Here is a 15,158-nt window from a genome sequence, read left to right on the forward strand (position 1 = left end):
TGAAAGCTTTACGGAACCCCCAGCCTAGCTGGGGGTTTTCTGTGCACAATAAAAAGGCACCGCGAATGCGGTGCCTTGAGGTATTGAGCCGAGGGGAAACTTAACCGGCGACGGCGATACGTTTCATATCGGTCATATAGCCGCGCAGCGTACGGCCGACCGCTTCGATCGGGTGGTTGCGGATGGCTTCATTGACATCGCGCAGTTGGGCGTTATCCACTTCGGTGGCCGCAACGGCTTTACCCAGATCGCCCGGCTGCAGCGAAGACATGAACGTCTCTTGCAGCAGCGGAACCGCGGCGTTGGCGAACAGGTAGTTGCCGTACTCGGCGGTATCGGAAATCACCACGTTCATTTCATACAGACGCTTACGGGCGATGGTGTTGGCAATCAGCGGCAGCTCATGCAGCGATTCGTAGTAGGCGGACTCTTCGATGATGCCCGCGCTGACCATGGTTTCGAACGCCAGCTCAACCCCGGCTTTCACCATGGCGATCAGCAGCACGCCGTGGTCGAAGTATTCCTGCTCGGAGATTTTACCGTCAAACTGCGGCGCGTTTTCGAACGCCGTTTTGCCGGTTTCCTCACGCCAGGTCAGCAGTTTGACGTCGTCGTTGGCCCAGTCCGCCATCATGCCGCTGGAGAATTCGCCGGAGATGATGTCGTCCATATGCTTCTGGAACAGCGGCGCCATAATCTCTTTCAGCTGTTCGGACAGCGCATAGGCGCGCAGTTTCGCCGGGTTGGACAGGCGGTCCATCATCAGCGTAATGCCGCCCTGCTTCAGCGCTTCGGTAATGGTTTCCCAGCCGAACTGCACCAGTTTTTCCGCATAGGCGGCATCCGCGCCGTCAGCCACCAGCTTATCGAAGCTCAGCAGGGAACCCGCCTGCAGCATACCGCACAGGATGGTCTGCTCGCCCATCAGGTCGGACTTCACTTCGGCCACGAAAGAGGATTGCAGCACGCCGGCGCGATGACCGCCGGTCGCCGCGGCCCAGGCTTTGGCGATCGCCATGCCTTCGCCCTGCGGATCGTTTTCCGGGTGAACGGCGATCAGCGTCGGCACGCCGAAACCGCGTTTGTATTCTTCACGCACTTCGGTGCCGGGGCACTTCGGCGCCACCATCACCACGGTGATGTCTTTACGAATCTGCTCGCCCACTTCCACGATATTGAAACCGTGGGAGTAACCCAGCGCCGCGCCCTGCTTCATCAGCGGTTGAACCGCCTGAACCACCGCGGAGTGCTGTTTGTCCGGCGTCAGGTTAACCACCAGATCGGCCTGCGGGATCAGTTCTTCGTAAGTGCCGACGGTAAAGCCGTTTTCGGTGGCTTTACGCCATGAGGCGCGCTTCTCGGCGATCGCTTCCTGGCGCAGGGCGTAGGCGATATCCAGACCGGAGTCACGCATATTCAGCCCCTGGTTCAGACCCTGGGCGCCACAGCCGACGATCACCACTTTTTTGCCTTTCAGGTAGCCCGCTTCATCGGCGAATTCGTCACGTCCCATAAAACGACACTGACCCAATTGCGCCAGCTGCTGACGCAGGTTCAATGTGTTGAAATAGTTAGCCATGTCATGCTCCGTATACTGTTTTGTTTGTCTGTTATTCGGGAAAGGTTTCCCGCCAGATGGGAAACCATTATGGCACTCATCATATGACAGGAAATGCGTTGCTTAAATTGATATATTAACAACGTCATATTGCAAGATCTGCAAGATAACAACGAGGCTCGCCGCGCATGGATTTACGTGATCTCAAATTGTTTCTCCACTTGGCGGAAAGCCGCCATTTCGGCCGCACGGCCAAAGCGATGCATATCAGCCCTTCCACGCTGTCGCGACAGATTCAACGGCTGGAGGAAGACCTCGGTCAAACCCTGTTTCAGCGCGATAACCGCACCGTGCAGCTGACCGATGCGGGGGAACATCTGAAACTGTTCGCCCAGCAGACGCTGCTGCAATATCAGCAGCTACGGCACCTTATCGGTCAGCGCGGGCCGTCGCTCAGCGGCGAACTGCGTATTTTTTGCTCCGTTACCGCCGCCTACAGCCATTTGCCGCCGATCCTGGATCGCTTCCGCGCCGAACATCCGCTGGTGGAGATCAAACTGACCACCGGCGACGCCGCCGACGCCGTCGATAAGGTCCAGTCCAACGACGCCGATTTGGGTATCGCCGGACATCCGGAAACGCTGCCCGCCAGCGTGGATTTTATGCCCATCGGCAGCATCCCGCTGTCGCTGATTATCCCGGCGCTGCCCTGCCCGGTTCAGGCGCAGGTGAAGCAGCCCGACACCGACTGGGCGCAAATCCCGTTTATTCTGCCGGAACACGGGCCGGTACGGAAGCGTATCGAACTGTGGTTTCGCCGCCACCATATCGCCAATCCGCAGATTTACGCCACCGTGTCGGGCCACGAGGCGATGGTGTCGATGGTGGCCCTGGGCTGCGGCATCGCGCTGATCCCGGACGTGGTGCTGGAAAACAGCCCGGAGCCGGTGCGCAATCGCGTCTCGGTTTTCGCCGAAAATGCGATGGAACCGCTGGACCTGGGCGTATGCGTGCAGAAAAAGCGGCTAAGCGAGCCGTTAATCGCCGCGTTCTGGGAAACGCTACGGGAAAAATCATAAAGCGGGCGCTATTTATCCGACCGGCCACAAGGAAGGTATCGATGAAATCGTTTTTGCTGGCGGCGATATTGCTGTTCTCCGCTCCCGCGCTGGCGGCGACGCTCAGCGGCAAGGTGGTGAAAGTCGTTGACGGCGACACCCTCCTGGTGCGCCACAGCGGCGTTGACTACCGCATCCGCATGTTGGGCATCGACGCGCCGGAATATCGCCAGCCTTACGGCAAGGAGTCCCGCCGCGCGTTGGACAGGCGGGTCGGCGGGAAACGGGTGACGGTACGGTATGAGGAAAAGGATCGCTACGGCCGCTACCTCGGCACGGTCTATTACCGGAACAGCAATATCAATCTGGAACTGCTGCGCAACGGCCACGCGTGGGTGTACCGAGACTACCGTAACGACCGCGAGTTAATGAGCCGTGAAAACGCCGCCCGCCGCCAACGGCTGGGCCTGTGGCGTCAATCCTATCCGCAGGCGCCCTGGACGTACCGCCGGACGCGCTGACGGGGAGGCTCGCTTTTTTCAGTCATAAAGCCAACGGCCAGCCTCTGCGGAAGCGATCAGCATCTGAATAGTCATAGGCTCTGGAGCATGGTGATCCGTTTGCAGGTATCTGGGGAGAATGGCATTAGGAAGGAAGCGAATCCCTTCGTTAGGAAAATATCGCCGGAAGTTAAATCCGGTCATATCGACGTGTAGTTTCTCCGCGTATTCCTGCAGAAAATCAGTGGCATCTTCAGGCAAAACGCATTTTTTACCCGTGCTCAGGGAGGCTTCATCCGGCATTTCCCAGAAATGTTTTTTTATAAGCACCCGCACATGATCGGCTTTGGTCATTACCGTCTGCCTCCTACACCAACAATCAGCTCATAACGGTGTATGACATTCCGAGTAATCATGGCGAGATCATAAGCTGTCACAACCGCCCCCACCCACGGAAGCCAGCGGCCAATATATGCGCCAATACTGGTCGTATAAGCCCATTCGCCGCGTAACATTTTTGCCCAGGTAATGGTTCTGCGTCCTGTGTTAAACCTCTGGCGAATAAGTGTACGACTGGCCAGAGAAAGCGGGCTTGTACCTCTGGTGGCCGCGCCTGCCCCCAACTTACCACTCACAGGAATGAGCGGTAGGCTGACGAGCATCGACGCGATAGCAAGCATATCAATCACCCCCCTGAACTGTTTCTTAAATTCATCAAGAATCAGCCAGAGCAGAAGCTCGTCCTTATCAACACTCATACCGTCAAAAAAATACGTTCCGCGCAACTCTTCAACTGTATCCATTCCTCCCCCTCCAATCTGGATCCATTCAGTACCGATGGAGAATATCTGTCCAGGCCCATGATATTTATCAGATAATACTTATTATTGATTAGCCTGTTAATGTATTTCAAAAACATCCCCCGGCCGACTCTCCAGTCAACCATAATGCGCAACATCGGCTTTTTTCATGGCTTCGATTTCCCTCAGATAGCGATAGAGCGGCTCGAGTTGGGTAAAATCCTGCGCCAGGGTCGCGGCCAGCTCATCGGAGAAGAGCGCTTCCATATCCTGGCGGGTACAAATGGCGGCAAAGGATTTGCGGTTATACCAGTCGGCCAGTTCCGCCGGCTGCTCTTTTATCAGCGGACGTTTGTAACTTTCCCCTTCCAGCTTAAAGCGGTCCTGTAAACAGCTCGCCGCCGCGAGAAAGCGCTGCGGATTGCCGCGCAGCGTTTGACGGAACAGCTCCATGGTGTTGCGCGTCGCGCTGTAATACCCCAGGCCATAGCGCCAGAAGTCCGGCGCTATTTCAAAGAAATAGACCGGCGCATCCGTCCAGTCCTTACGGGTGCGCTTGAACGTCAGCCACATCTGGCTGCGATAGCGTGATTTATCATGGGAAAAGCGGGTATCGCGGTGAATGCGGGACAGCGTTTTGCCGATGGCCGGGCGGGTTTCAAAATGATCGTCAATCTGCAACATGGTCAGGCTGAGCTCATCGACCAATGCCCGAAAGGGAGCCACTAATTGCCGATCGTAAATTTCACGATGTTCATCAAACCACGCTTTATCGTTGTATTGGCGTACCTGCTGAAGAAAGGTCAATCCCCGTTGGGAAAAGCCGTTGAAATGCGTTGCCATGGTTTTACATTATCCGTATGACCCGTTGAATAACGTAACGATAACGCTCCCGACCATGAAACGCCATCGGGAGCGCGGGCAAGACAAATTCAGCCGCTAGCCTGCCAGAAAGAAGCGAAACGACGGATTACTGGTCTCGTCATGGCACTCATAGCCCAGCTCCTGCAGATGGCGCTCGAACGACGGATCGCGATCTTCCAGTTCAAACGCCGCCAGCACCCGGCCAAAATCCATACCGTGGCTGCGGTAGTGGAACAGCGAAATATTCCAATGGGTGCCCAGGGTGTGCAGGAACTTCAGCAACGCGCCCGGCGATTCGGGAAATTCAAAGCTATACAGTCGCTCCCGCAGGGGTTTTGACGGCCGTCCGCCCACCATGTAGCGCACGTGCAGCTTGGCCATTTCGTCGTCGGATAAGTCCACCACCTTATAGCCGCCCGCGGACAGCTCGGCAATGATCTCTTCGCGCTCCGCGTGACCGCGCGTCAGGCGCACGCCGACAAAAATGCAGGCGTCATGGTCATCCGCATAGCGATAGTTGAATTCGGTAACCGCACGGCCGCCCAGCAGTTGGCAAAAGGTCAGGAAGCTGCCTTTTTTCTCCGGAATGGTGACCGCCAGCAGGGCTTCCCGCTGTTCGCCCAGTTCACAGCGCTCGGAAACATAGCGCAGGCCGTGAAAATTGACGTTGGCGCCGGATAACACGTGCGCCAGCCGCTCGCCCTGGATCTGATGCTGCTGGATGTACTTTTTCATCCCCGCCAGCGCCAGCGCGCCGGACGGCTCGGCGACGGCGCGCACATCCTCAAACAGATCTTTTACCGCGGCGCAGATCGCGTCGCTGTCCACGGTGATCGAATCATCCAGATACTCGCGGCACAAACGGAAGGTTTCGTCGCCGATGCGCTTGACCGCCACGCCTTCGGCAAACAGCCCCACGCGCGCCAGATCCACCGGGTGACCGGCGTCCAGCGCCGCGCGCAGGCAGGCCGAATCTTCCGCTTCCACGCCGATGACCTTGATCTGCGGCATCAGCTGCTTAATCAGCACCGCCACCCCGGCGGCCAGACCGCCGCCGCCGACCGGCACAAACACCCGGTCCAGATGCGCGTCCTGTTGCAGCAGCTCCAGCGCCAGCGTGCCCTGCCCGGCGATCACCGCCGGGTGATCGAACGGCGGCAGAAAGGTCATTTTCTGCTGCTGCGACAGCTCTATCGCCTTGGCTTTCGCCTCATCGAAGTTGGCGCCGTGCAGCAGCACTTCGCCGCCGAAGCCGCGCACCGCGTCGACTTTGATATCCGCCGTCGCCACCGGCATCACGATCAACGAATTGATGCCCAGCTTGCTGGCGGAGAGCGCCACGCCCTGAGCGTGGTTGCCGGCGGACGCCGTCACCACGCCGTGCGATTTTTGCTCGTCCGTCAGACCGGCCATCATCGCGTAGGCGCCGCGCAGCTTAAAGCTATGCACCGCGTGCCGGTCCTCGCGCTTCACCAGAATGACGTTGCCCAGCCGCGAAGAGAGTTTATCCATCTTCTCCAGCGGCGTGGCCTGGGTGACTTCATAAACCGGCGAACGGAGGATCGCTCTCAGATACTCCGCGCCGCAGGGCGCGGAGGGAAGAGGTTGTGACACAGCCATGATAATCAGCCTCCCAGCTTGCTCTTGTCACGAACGGCGCCTTTATCGGCGCTGGTTGCCAGACTGGCGTAAGCGCGCAGCGCAAAAGAGACCTGACGGTCGCGGCTGCGCGGCGTCCAGGCCGCGTCGCCGCGCGCCAGTTCGGTTTCACGGCGGGCCGCCAACTCTTTTTCCGCCACCTCCAGCACGATGCTGCGGCCGGGAATATCGATGGCGATCATATCGCCCTCTTCCACCAGACCGATGGTGCCGCCGCTGGCGGCTTCCGGCGAGGCGTGGCCGATGGACAAACCGGAGGTGCCGCCGGAGAAGCGGCCGTCGGTGATCAGCGCACAGGCTTTGCCCAGCCCCATCGATTTCAGGAAGCTGGTGGGGTACAGCATTTCCTGCATCCCCGGCCCGCCTTTCGGCCCTTCATAGCGAATGACCACCACGTCTCCCGCCACCACTTTTCCGCCCAGGACCGCGGCGACCGCATCATCCTGGCTTTCATAAACCTTCGCCGGACCGCGGAACACCAGGCTGCCCTTGTCCACGCCCGCCGTCTTCACGATGCAGCCGTTTTCCGCCAGATTGCCGTACAGCACGGCCAGACCGCCGTCCTGACTGTAGGCGAACTCACGGGAACGAATACACCCTTCCCGACGGTCGACGTCCAGCGAATCCCAGCGGCAATCCTGTGAAAACGCCAGCGTGGTGCGGATACCGGCCGGCCCGGCGGAGTACATTTTTTTCACGCCGTCATCCTGCGTCAGCATCACATCGTAGGCTTCGAGCGTTTCCGGCAGCGTTTTGCCCAGCACGTTGTAGACGTCGCGATGCAGCAGGCCGGCGCGATCCAGCTCGCCGAGGATCCCCATCACGCCGCCGGCGCGGTGCACGTCTTCCATATGGTATTTCTGCGTGCTCGGCGCGACCTTGCACAGGTGCGGAACCTTGCGCGACAGACGGTCGATGTCTTCCATCGTGAAGTCGACCTCGCCTTCCTGCGCCGACGCCAGCAGGTGCAGTACGGTATTGGTCGAGCCCCCCATGGCGATATCCAGCGTCATGGCGTTTTCGAACGCCGCCTTGGTGGCGATATTGCGCGGCAGCGCGCGATCGTCATCCTGCTCGTAGTAGCGCTTCGCCAGTTCGACGATGCGTGTACCGGCGTTGAGGAACAGCTGTTTACGATCGGCGTGGGTCGCCAGCAGCGAGCCGTTGCCCGGCTGCGACAGGCCCAATGCCTCGGTCAGGCAGTTCATCGAGTTGGCGGTGAACATACCGGAGCAGGAGCCGCAGGTCGGACAGGCGGAGCGCTCGATCTGATCGCTGTCGGCGTCGCTGACGTTGGGGTTGGCCCCCTGAATCATCGCATCCACCAGATCCAGCTTGATGATCTGATTGGAAAGTTTGGTTTTCCCCGCTTCCATCGGCCCGCCGGAGACAAAGATCACCGGAATGTTCAGGCGCAGCGCGGCCATCATCATGCCGGGGGTGATTTTGTCGCAGTTGGAAATACACACCATGGCGTCGGCGCAGTGCGCGTTGACCATGTATTCAACCGAGTCGGCGATCAGCTCGCGCGAAGGCAGAGAATAGAGCATACCGCCATGCCCCATGGCGATACCGTCATCAACCGCAATGGTATTGAACTCCTTCGCCACGCCGCCGGAGGCTTCGATTTGCTCGGCAACCAGTTTTCCCAGGTCGCGCAAATGCACGTGGCCGGGAACGAACTGCGTGAATGAGTTAACCACCGCGATAATCGGCTTGCCAAAATCGTCGTCGGTCATTCCGGTGGCGCGCCACAGGGCTCGGGCGCCGGCCATGTTACGGCCGTGCGTGGTGGTGGCTGAACGGTACTTAGGCATACTCTTGTTTACTCCAGTATTAACTTAGTGGGCGAATGGCGAAGCGCGCCATCGCCTGATTCTGTCTGTCATCTTGTATTGATTAAGGGTTTACCGGATCCAGCCAGCCCCATTTATCCGCGGTTTCACCGCTAAATAGCCCAAAGAACGCCTGTTGTAGTTTTTTGGTTACCGGGCCGCATTTGCCAATACCGACCTGAATGCCGTCGACGCTGCGAACCGGGGTAATTTCCGCCGCGGTGCCGGACATAAACACTTCATCCGCCAGATACAGCGACTCGCGCGACAGCACCTGCTCGCGAACCTCAAAACCCGACGCTTTCGCCAGTTTGATAATCGCATCGCGCGTAATCCCCGGCAGCGCCGAAGAGGTAAACGGCGGGGTGAAAATGATGCCGTCTTTCACCTCAAACAGGTTTTCGCCCGCGCCTTCGGACACATAGCCGTGCACATCCAGCGCAATCCCTTCCTGATAGCCATGGCGGCGGGCTTCGCTGCCCACCAGCAGCGACGAAAGATAGTTGCCCCCGGCTTTCGCCGCGGTGGGGATGGTATTCGCCGCAACGCGATGCCATGAAGACACCATCGCGTCGATCCCCTGATCCAGCGCCTCTTCGCCCAGATAGGCGCCCCACGGGAAGGCGGCGATAATCACATCGGTTTTATAGCCGTCCGGCGGATTGACGCCCATACCGACGTCGCCCACAAACACCAGCGGGCGAATATAGGCGCTGGTGAGGTTGTTTTTGCGTAACGTCGCGCGGCACGCTTCCATCAGTTCGTCGACGCTCTGCTGCAAGGGCATACGGTAAATTTTCGCCGAGTCATGCAGGCGCTGCATATGCTCGCGGTGACGGAACACCGCGGGTCCTTTATGCGTGTTATAGCAACGGACGCCTTCAAATACCGACGTCCCATAATGCAAGGCGTGCGACATAACATGAACTTTAGCATCCGCCCACGGAACCATTTCCCCGTTAAACCAAATGTAGTCGGCTTTCTTGGTCATTTTTTATTTTCCTTACTCTCTGTGTTAGGCACTGAACTGTTGTGATGCGGTCATTGGCTGGATTTCAACGCAGGCAATATCCAGCAACTTGCTTAATTGCGCCGACAATAAATCTATCGGGCGATGACTGGCAACGGTCAGTTCAATATTAATGTGATCGTTGGTATTGGCGCTCTGCGCCATATTCATGGCGCAGACCTGAAAGCCACGGTGACGGGCAACGCGCAGTACACGCTCCAGAATCTCTGGACGGAAGCGGGCCTGAATCGAAAGCTGATGGCGTGTCATGTTGTTTTCTCCAGCTATTATTCTGTTTTATCTAACATCGTTTCGTTACCGGCGCCGGGCGGCACCAGCGGCCAGACATTCTCGTACTCATCGATGGAAACGTGCAGCAGGTATGGCCCTTCGCTGTTAAACAGGGCATCCAGCGCGGCGTCAATCTGGTTTTTATGGGTGATGCGTTGGCCGGGAATATCAAAAGCGCTTGCCAGCGTCAGGAAATCGGGGTTATCGGAGAGGTTGGTTTCACTATAGCGTTGATCAAAAAACAGCTGCTGCCACTGCCGAACCATGCCTAATCGTTGGTTATCCAGCAGCACGATCTTCACCGGCAACCGTTTTCGCTTGATGGTGCCCAACTCCTGAATATTCATCATAAAAGAGCCGTCGCCCGAAATACAGATCACCATATCGTCGGGGCGGGCGACCTGCGCGCCCACGGCGGCGGGAACGCCGAATCCCATAGTGCCCAGGCCGCTGGAGGTGATGAAATTTTCAGGCCGGCTGAACGCCATATGCTGAGCCGCCCACATCTGATGCTGGCCGACGTCCGTCGTCACCACGGTATTCGCCGCTTTGCGATCGGAAATCGTTTTCAGTAACGCCGGGGCATAAATCGCCTGACCCGGATGGTCGTAACGCCACGGGTATTCGGCTTTCATCATCACGGCCTGCCGCCGCCATGCATCAACGTTCAGCGGCTGTTGCAACGCGGGCAGCAGCGCGTTCAGGTCCCCTTGCAGCGCCACATTGGCCTGACGCAGCTTGCTCAACTCGGCGGGATCGATATCCATATGGATAACGTCGGCATGGGGCGCGAAAGTATTCAGCTTACCCGTCACCCGGTCGTCAAAACGGGCGCCGACGGCGATCAGCAGGTCGCATTGCTGAACCATCAGGTTGGCCGCTTTCGTACCGTGCATGCCAATCATACCCAGATAGTAGGGATGATTGGCATCCACGCTTCCCAGCCCTTTCAGCGTCACGACAGACGGCATTTCGGTAGCGGCGATAAACTCGCGCAAAGCGGGAACCGCCTGCGCCATACCCACGCCGCCGCCAACGTACAGCACCGGCTTCTGCGCCTTGGCCAGCATCGCGCGCGCCAGCGCGATATCCGCTGCGGGAAAGTCGACGCGGTTATCGACAGGCGCGAAACGCGGCGTGAAGTCCCCTTCGGCCAGTTGGATATCTTTAGGAATATCAATCAGAACAGGCCCCGGACGCCCGCTGCCGGCAATGGCGAAAGCTTCGGCCATCACTTCGGGCAGCGACTCCGGCGACTCAACCAGGAAACTGTGCTTGGTACAGGCCAGAGACAAACCCAGTACGTCGATCTCCTGAAACGCATCGGTACCGATCAGCGTCGACCCCACCTGCCCGGTGATCGCGACGATAGGAACGGAATCCAGCAACGCATCCGCCAATCCAGTTATCAGGTTCGTCGCGCCGGGGCCGGAAGTGGCGATACATACGCCCACCTTGCCGGTTGCGCGGGCATAGCCAATCGCCGCCATGGCGGCGCCTTGCTCATGGCGACACAGTAGGTGTTCTACGCCGCCGTCATAAAGTGCATCATAGACCGGCATAATCGCGCCTCCGGGATAACCGAAAACGGTGTCCACTCCCTGCGCCCGCAACGCTTGTACCACCCACTGAGCCCCATTCATCGTTATTTCCCCAACATCTTGCGGGAATAACAGCATTCTGTACCACTAACCATTTTCTGCTCCCTTACGTTATACATTGCGCCCGAAAAAAAACCCCCGACCTTTCGGTGCGGGGGTTTTCTTGAATTCGGGCCTGATTTCTAAGCCATTCTTCGTCCAAGTGCTGCCCCGCACGGTGGGATAATAATCACCACCACGCTAATCACGACTAGGCTAATCACTAGGGAGAAAGCTTTCATAAATAGAGTGTTCATTAATCTACTGTCGAACGAATGCATACAGAGTTATCACATTCCAGCACGATATGACAACAATTTTTTCGATGCTTTTCTGTAGCGCAGAATAAGACCCGCTAAAAAATAGAATGTAATCATTAAGGTAGCAGGCATTCAGGTTAATGTCGGCACAATCGGGAATTTAAACGGTTCGGCGATTGATGAGTATATTAATGGCAACACCGTTACGCGGAAAACGGGCGCAACCGGGATGGCGTGCGATGATTATATCAGTTCTCTCGCCGCCGCGTGACGTCAATGTAAAGATCGCATAACGCCAAAAAATCGCCCCGCGCCATAGGCCGCTTCTGCGACAGGTTACGCACTCCTCAGGCAATGCACTGCGAAAAGGAACTATTTTTCAAAACCACTGCGCGAAAACACCATCCCCTCATCCCTTTCTTGCCCGTTATTTCGCATCATGCCTCCCTTATCGAAGGGAGAACAGTATGTCACTGGCAGTTACCTATACACGGGCAATGATAGGCGTGCAGGCGCCGGAGGTATCCATTGAGGTGCACATCAGCAGCGGATTACCGGCCCTTACGCTGGTTGGCTTGCCGGAAACCACCGTCAAAGAGGCGCGCGATCGTGTACGCAGCGCGCTTATCAATTGCGGATTCTCATTCCCCGCCAAACGTATTACGGTCAATCTGGCCCCTGCCGACCTTCCCAAAGAGGGCGGCCGTTACGATCTCCCTATCGCCCTGGCCGTTCTCGCGGCCTCGGAGCAAATCCGCGGGGAAAGGTTAAGCCGCTATGAGTTTCTCGGCGAGCTGGGCCTCTCAGGCGCGCTACGGTCGGTCAACGGCGCCATTCCGGCTGCGTTGGAAGCGATAAAATCCGGCCGTCAGCTCATCCTGCCAGACGGCAATAAGCTGGAAATGGCGCTGATCCCGCAGGGAGAAGCGCTGATGGCGGGACATCTGCTGCAGGTTTGCGCGTTTTTACAAGGCGAGGAAGAGTTGGTGCGTTGCAGCACGATTCCCGAGCCCCCCTCGTTCAATAACGACGAGCCCGACCTGAAAGATATTATCGGACAGGAGCAGGCAAAGCGGGCGCTGGAGATCACGGCGGCCGGCGGACATAACCTGCTGTTGCTTGGGCCGCCGGGAACGGGGAAAACCATGCTAGCCAGCCGGCTCGGCAACCTGATGCCTCCGTTGAGCGACGAAGAGGCGCTGGAAAGCGCGGCGATCAATAGCCTGATAAATATCGACGCCACCATGACCCGATGGCGCACCAGGCCGTTCAGGACGCCGCATCACAGCGCCTCCATGGCGGCGCTGGTCGGCGGCGGCTCGCTGCCTAAACCGGGTGAAATTTCCCTGGCGCACAACGGCGTGCTGTTTCTCGATGAACTGCCCGAATTTGAGCGCCGCGTGCTGGACTCACTGCGCGAACCGTTAGAGTCAGGAGAAATCATTATCTCCCGCACCCGGGCAAAAGTTTGCTATCCGGCCAGGGTACAGCTGGTTGCGGCGATGAACCCCAGCCCTTCCGGCCATTATCAGGGCATTCATAACCGCCTGCCCGCACGGCAGATTTTACGTTATCTCGGCAAACTTTCCGGTCCCTTTCTGGATCGCTTTGATATTTCGATTGAGGTTCCTTTGCTGCCGCCCGGCATATTGCGCCGGCAGGTTTATCAGGGGGAAAGCAGCGCGGTCGTCAGGGAACGTGTTCTGGCCGCACGGCAGAGGCAGCTTAAGCGGGCCAATAAAACCAACGCGCTGTTAAATCCCCATGAAGTAGAAAAACATTGCCGGCTGGAATCGGGTGATGCGGCCTATCTGGAAGAGGTGATGAGCAAACTGGGGTTATCCGTCCGCGCCTGGCACAGGATACTGAAAGTCGCCCGAACCATCGCCGATCTCGGCGAACAGGATAATATACAGAGAAAACATCTTGCAGAAGCGCTTAACTACCGATGTATGGATCGTCTGCTTATACAACTGCACAAAAATCTGGAATAAAATGAAGACGGTACGCCAGTCGGCGCAATAAAAAAGGCTCATGGAAGACCATGAACCCTTTTCGCACCGACCGGCGGATCGCTCAACAATCCTTGAACGATCGGCATTGAGCTTACGCCCCGTTTTTATTAATCGTCGCTTTCGATGTATTCTTCCACCGCATCCATTTGCGGCTTACCGCCCGACAGCGTGTGGAACCGCTTAGGACGACGGATACGATCCATATACTTGGACCATATTTTTTCCATGTCCGTTTCGGCCTTACGTTCGCCGCGGCACATCGCCACAAACTGTACCTCTTCCTCAGTGACCGGTTCGCGTTTACCCAGATCGAGTTCGTTAAAAGCATAACCATGGCGTTCCAACAGTTGTGCTTCTTTAATAGTAAAGTCGCCGTGTCGGGAAAAACCACGTGGGTAAAACTTGTTATCAAAAAAACGATTATTGGTAGAGAAGCTTTCCGCCATCTTACACGCTCCTAATTCTTTTATGGTCGTGCTGTTTATGGCGCGGAGTATTAGATAGGCTTGACAATGTGTAAAACAAAACATTTAAATCATCACGACAAATTTTTTTGGAGATAGGCGTGGATACCGAATTACTGAAAACCTTTCTGGAAGTCAGCAGGACAAGACACTTTGGTCGCGCCGCAGAATCTCTCTACCTGACGCAGTCCGCGGTCAGTTTTCGCATCCGTCAATTAGAGACCCAGCTTGGCGCAAATTTATTCACTCGTCACCGCAACAATATCCGTCTGACGCCGGCGGGAGAACGGCTTTTACCCTATGCGGAAAGCCTGATCGGCACCTGGCAGCTGGCTAAAAAAGAGGTGGCGCGTTCACAGCAACATAGTCTTCTGTCGATTGGAGCCACCGCGTCGCTATGGGAGGCGTATTTAACCCCGTGGCTGCAAACGATTTATGCCCAACGCCCGTTGCTGCAACTGGAGGCGCGCATCGCCCTGCGCCATTCGCTGGTAAAACAACTGCATGAACGCCAGCTGGATCTGCTCATTACCACGGAACAGCCCAAAATGGAGGAGTTAGCCAGCCAACTGCTCGGTGATTTCTCACTCTCGCTGTTTACCTCGGCAACGAATGAAATCAATCAGGAATTGCCTTACATCAAGCTGGAATGGGGGGCTGATTTCCATCAGCAGGAAAATAATCTGCTGACCAGCGAACAGCATCCGGTTCTCACCACGACGTCAGCCCATCTGACGCGCAAATTATTGGCGACAACCGGCGGTTGCGCATTTTTACCCAGTCACTGGGCACAGAAGTACAGGCATTTGAAAGTGCTGGGGGATACGCCGGCCGTTGTGCGTCCGTTTTATGCGGTTTGGCTGCAAAACAGCGATCAGCAAGCGCTGATTCGGCAGTTGCTGAAAAACCCTATTGAATTAGCATAAACGGCACTATCGGGGGGATATTGAGCATGCTCTGGCTAATCCGGGCATGCTTGACTCCGTTTACCCATGGCCAGCGCTGGAATGGATAATGACGAGACGAAAAATTAAAACAAAAAACCCTTCACGATGAAGTGAAGGGTTTTTATCTGGCAGGGGCGGAGAGACTCGAACTCCCAACACCCGGTTTTGGAGACCGGTGCTCTACCAATTGAACTACGCCCCTAAATAGGGTGGCGGAACGGACGGGACTCGAACCCGCGACCCCCTGCGTGACAGGCA

15 protein-coding genes and 1 tRNA gene are annotated in these 15,158 nt (G+C 57.0%); 4 read left to right on the forward strand and 12 right to left on the reverse strand.

Translation table 11 applies throughout. The features are described from left to right. Window positions 1-100: 100 nt before the first annotated feature. The gene (ilvC, locus tag DDT56_RS23565) at window positions 101-1,579 is read right to left on the reverse strand and encodes a ketol-acid reductoisomerase (RefSeq protein ID WP_136168786.1); all 1,479 of its coding nucleotides are present in this window, start codon (window positions 1,577-1,579) and stop codon (window positions 101-103) included. 167 nt (window positions 1,580-1,746) lie between these two features. On the opposite strand from ilvC, the gene ilvY reads away from it, so the two are divergent. Together ilvY and DDT56_RS23575 are read left to right on the forward strand one after the other, a co-directional pair. Next, on the forward strand, window positions 1,747-2,637 hold the full coding sequence (gene ilvY / locus DDT56_RS23570; RefSeq protein WP_136168787.1) for an HTH-type transcriptional activator IlvY: 891 nt from the start codon (window positions 1,747-1,749) through the stop codon (window positions 2,635-2,637). Window positions 2,638-2,678: 41 nt separating this feature from the next. Then, a complete protein-coding gene (locus tag DDT56_RS23575) occupies window positions 2,679-3,137 on the forward strand; it encodes a thermonuclease family protein (RefSeq protein ID WP_168197683.1) in 459 nt (152 codons plus the stop codon). Between the two features lie 18 nt (window positions 3,138-3,155). Here the strand turns inward: DDT56_RS23575 and DDT56_RS23580 are convergent, their stop codons facing one another. From DDT56_RS23580 to ilvL, 9 genes are all read right to left on the reverse strand, one after another. Beyond that, the gene (locus DDT56_RS23580; protein ID WP_136168789.1) at window positions 3,156-3,470 is read right to left on the reverse strand and encodes a DUF1493 family protein; all 315 of its coding nucleotides are present in this window, start codon (window positions 3,468-3,470) and stop codon (window positions 3,156-3,158) included. Beyond that, window positions 3,470-3,919 carry an STM2901 family protein gene (locus tag DDT56_RS23585; RefSeq protein ID WP_136168790.1) on the reverse strand — a complete coding sequence of 150 codons (450 nt, stop codon included), beginning with the start codon at window positions 3,917-3,919 and terminating at the stop codon, window positions 3,470-3,472. Before DDT56_RS23585 ends, DDT56_RS23580 begins: the two co-directional genes overlap by 1 nt. A 135-nt stretch (window positions 3,920-4,054) precedes the next feature. Then, window positions 4,055-4,759, reverse strand: coding sequence for a DUF2461 domain-containing protein (locus DDT56_RS23590; protein ID WP_136168791.1), 705 nt, complete (start codon window positions 4,757-4,759; stop codon window positions 4,055-4,057). 96 nt (window positions 4,760-4,855) lie between these two features. Further along, window positions 4,856-6,400 (reverse strand): threonine ammonia-lyase, biosynthetic, encoded by a 1,545-nt coding sequence (gene ilvA, locus DDT56_RS23595; RefSeq protein WP_136168792.1) that lies wholly within the window; start codon window positions 6,398-6,400, stop codon window positions 4,856-4,858. Window positions 6,401-6,405: 5 nt separating this feature from the next. Further along, complete coding sequence (gene ilvD / locus DDT56_RS23600) at window positions 6,406-8,256, reverse strand: dihydroxy-acid dehydratase (protein WP_136168793.1); 1,851 nt, start codon at window positions 8,254-8,256, stop codon at window positions 6,406-6,408. An 82-nt stretch (window positions 8,257-8,338) separates the two neighbouring features. Continuing rightward, a complete protein-coding gene (locus DDT56_RS23605; protein ID WP_009111011.1) occupies window positions 8,339-9,265 on the reverse strand; it encodes a branched-chain amino acid transaminase in 927 nt (308 codons plus the stop codon). Between the two features lie 24 nt (window positions 9,266-9,289). After that, entirely contained in the window at window positions 9,290-9,553 is a 264-nt protein-coding gene (gene ilvM / locus DDT56_RS23610) for an acetolactate synthase 2 small subunit (protein WP_136168794.1), read from the reverse strand. Window positions 9,554-9,570: 17 nt separating this feature from the next. Next, window positions 9,571-11,217 carry an acetolactate synthase 2 catalytic subunit gene (ilvG, locus tag DDT56_RS23615; protein ID WP_136168795.1) on the reverse strand — a complete coding sequence of 549 codons (1,647 nt, stop codon included), beginning with the start codon at window positions 11,215-11,217 and terminating at the stop codon, window positions 9,571-9,573. A gap of 140 nt (window positions 11,218-11,357) precedes the next feature. Beyond that, window positions 11,358-11,456 carry an ilv operon leader peptide gene (gene ilvL / locus DDT56_RS23620; protein WP_071778504.1) on the reverse strand — a complete coding sequence of 33 codons (99 nt, stop codon included), beginning with the start codon at window positions 11,454-11,456 and terminating at the stop codon, window positions 11,358-11,360. Between the two features lie 485 nt (window positions 11,457-11,941). Between ilvL and DDT56_RS23625 the strand changes: the two genes are divergently transcribed. Then, the gene (locus tag DDT56_RS23625) at window positions 11,942-13,468 is read left to right on the forward strand and encodes a YifB family Mg chelatase-like AAA ATPase (protein ID WP_136168796.1); all 1,527 of its coding nucleotides are present in this window, start codon (window positions 11,942-11,944) and stop codon (window positions 13,466-13,468) included. 128 nt (window positions 13,469-13,596) lie between these two features. On the opposite strand, the gene DDT56_RS23630 is transcribed toward DDT56_RS23625, so the two are convergent. Further along, on the reverse strand, window positions 13,597-13,935 hold the full coding sequence (locus tag DDT56_RS23630) for a MaoP family protein (protein WP_136168797.1): 339 nt from the start codon (window positions 13,933-13,935) through the stop codon (window positions 13,597-13,599). Between the two features lie 119 nt (window positions 13,936-14,054). Between DDT56_RS23630 and hdfR the strand changes: the two genes are divergently transcribed. Further along, window positions 14,055-14,879 (forward strand): HTH-type transcriptional regulator HdfR, encoded by an 825-nt coding sequence (hdfR, locus tag DDT56_RS23635; protein ID WP_136168798.1) that lies wholly within the window; start codon window positions 14,055-14,057, stop codon window positions 14,877-14,879. 147 nt (window positions 14,880-15,026) lie between these two features. Here the strand turns inward: hdfR and DDT56_RS23640 are convergent. Next, a tRNA-Trp gene (locus DDT56_RS23640) sits at window positions 15,027-15,102 on the reverse strand. Between the last annotated feature and the right edge of the window lie 56 nt (window positions 15,103-15,158).

Source organism: Brenneria corticis (genome assembly GCF_003115855.1).
GTDB classification, from domain to species: Bacteria; Pseudomonadota; Gammaproteobacteria; order Enterobacterales; family Enterobacteriaceae; genus Brenneria; species Brenneria corticis.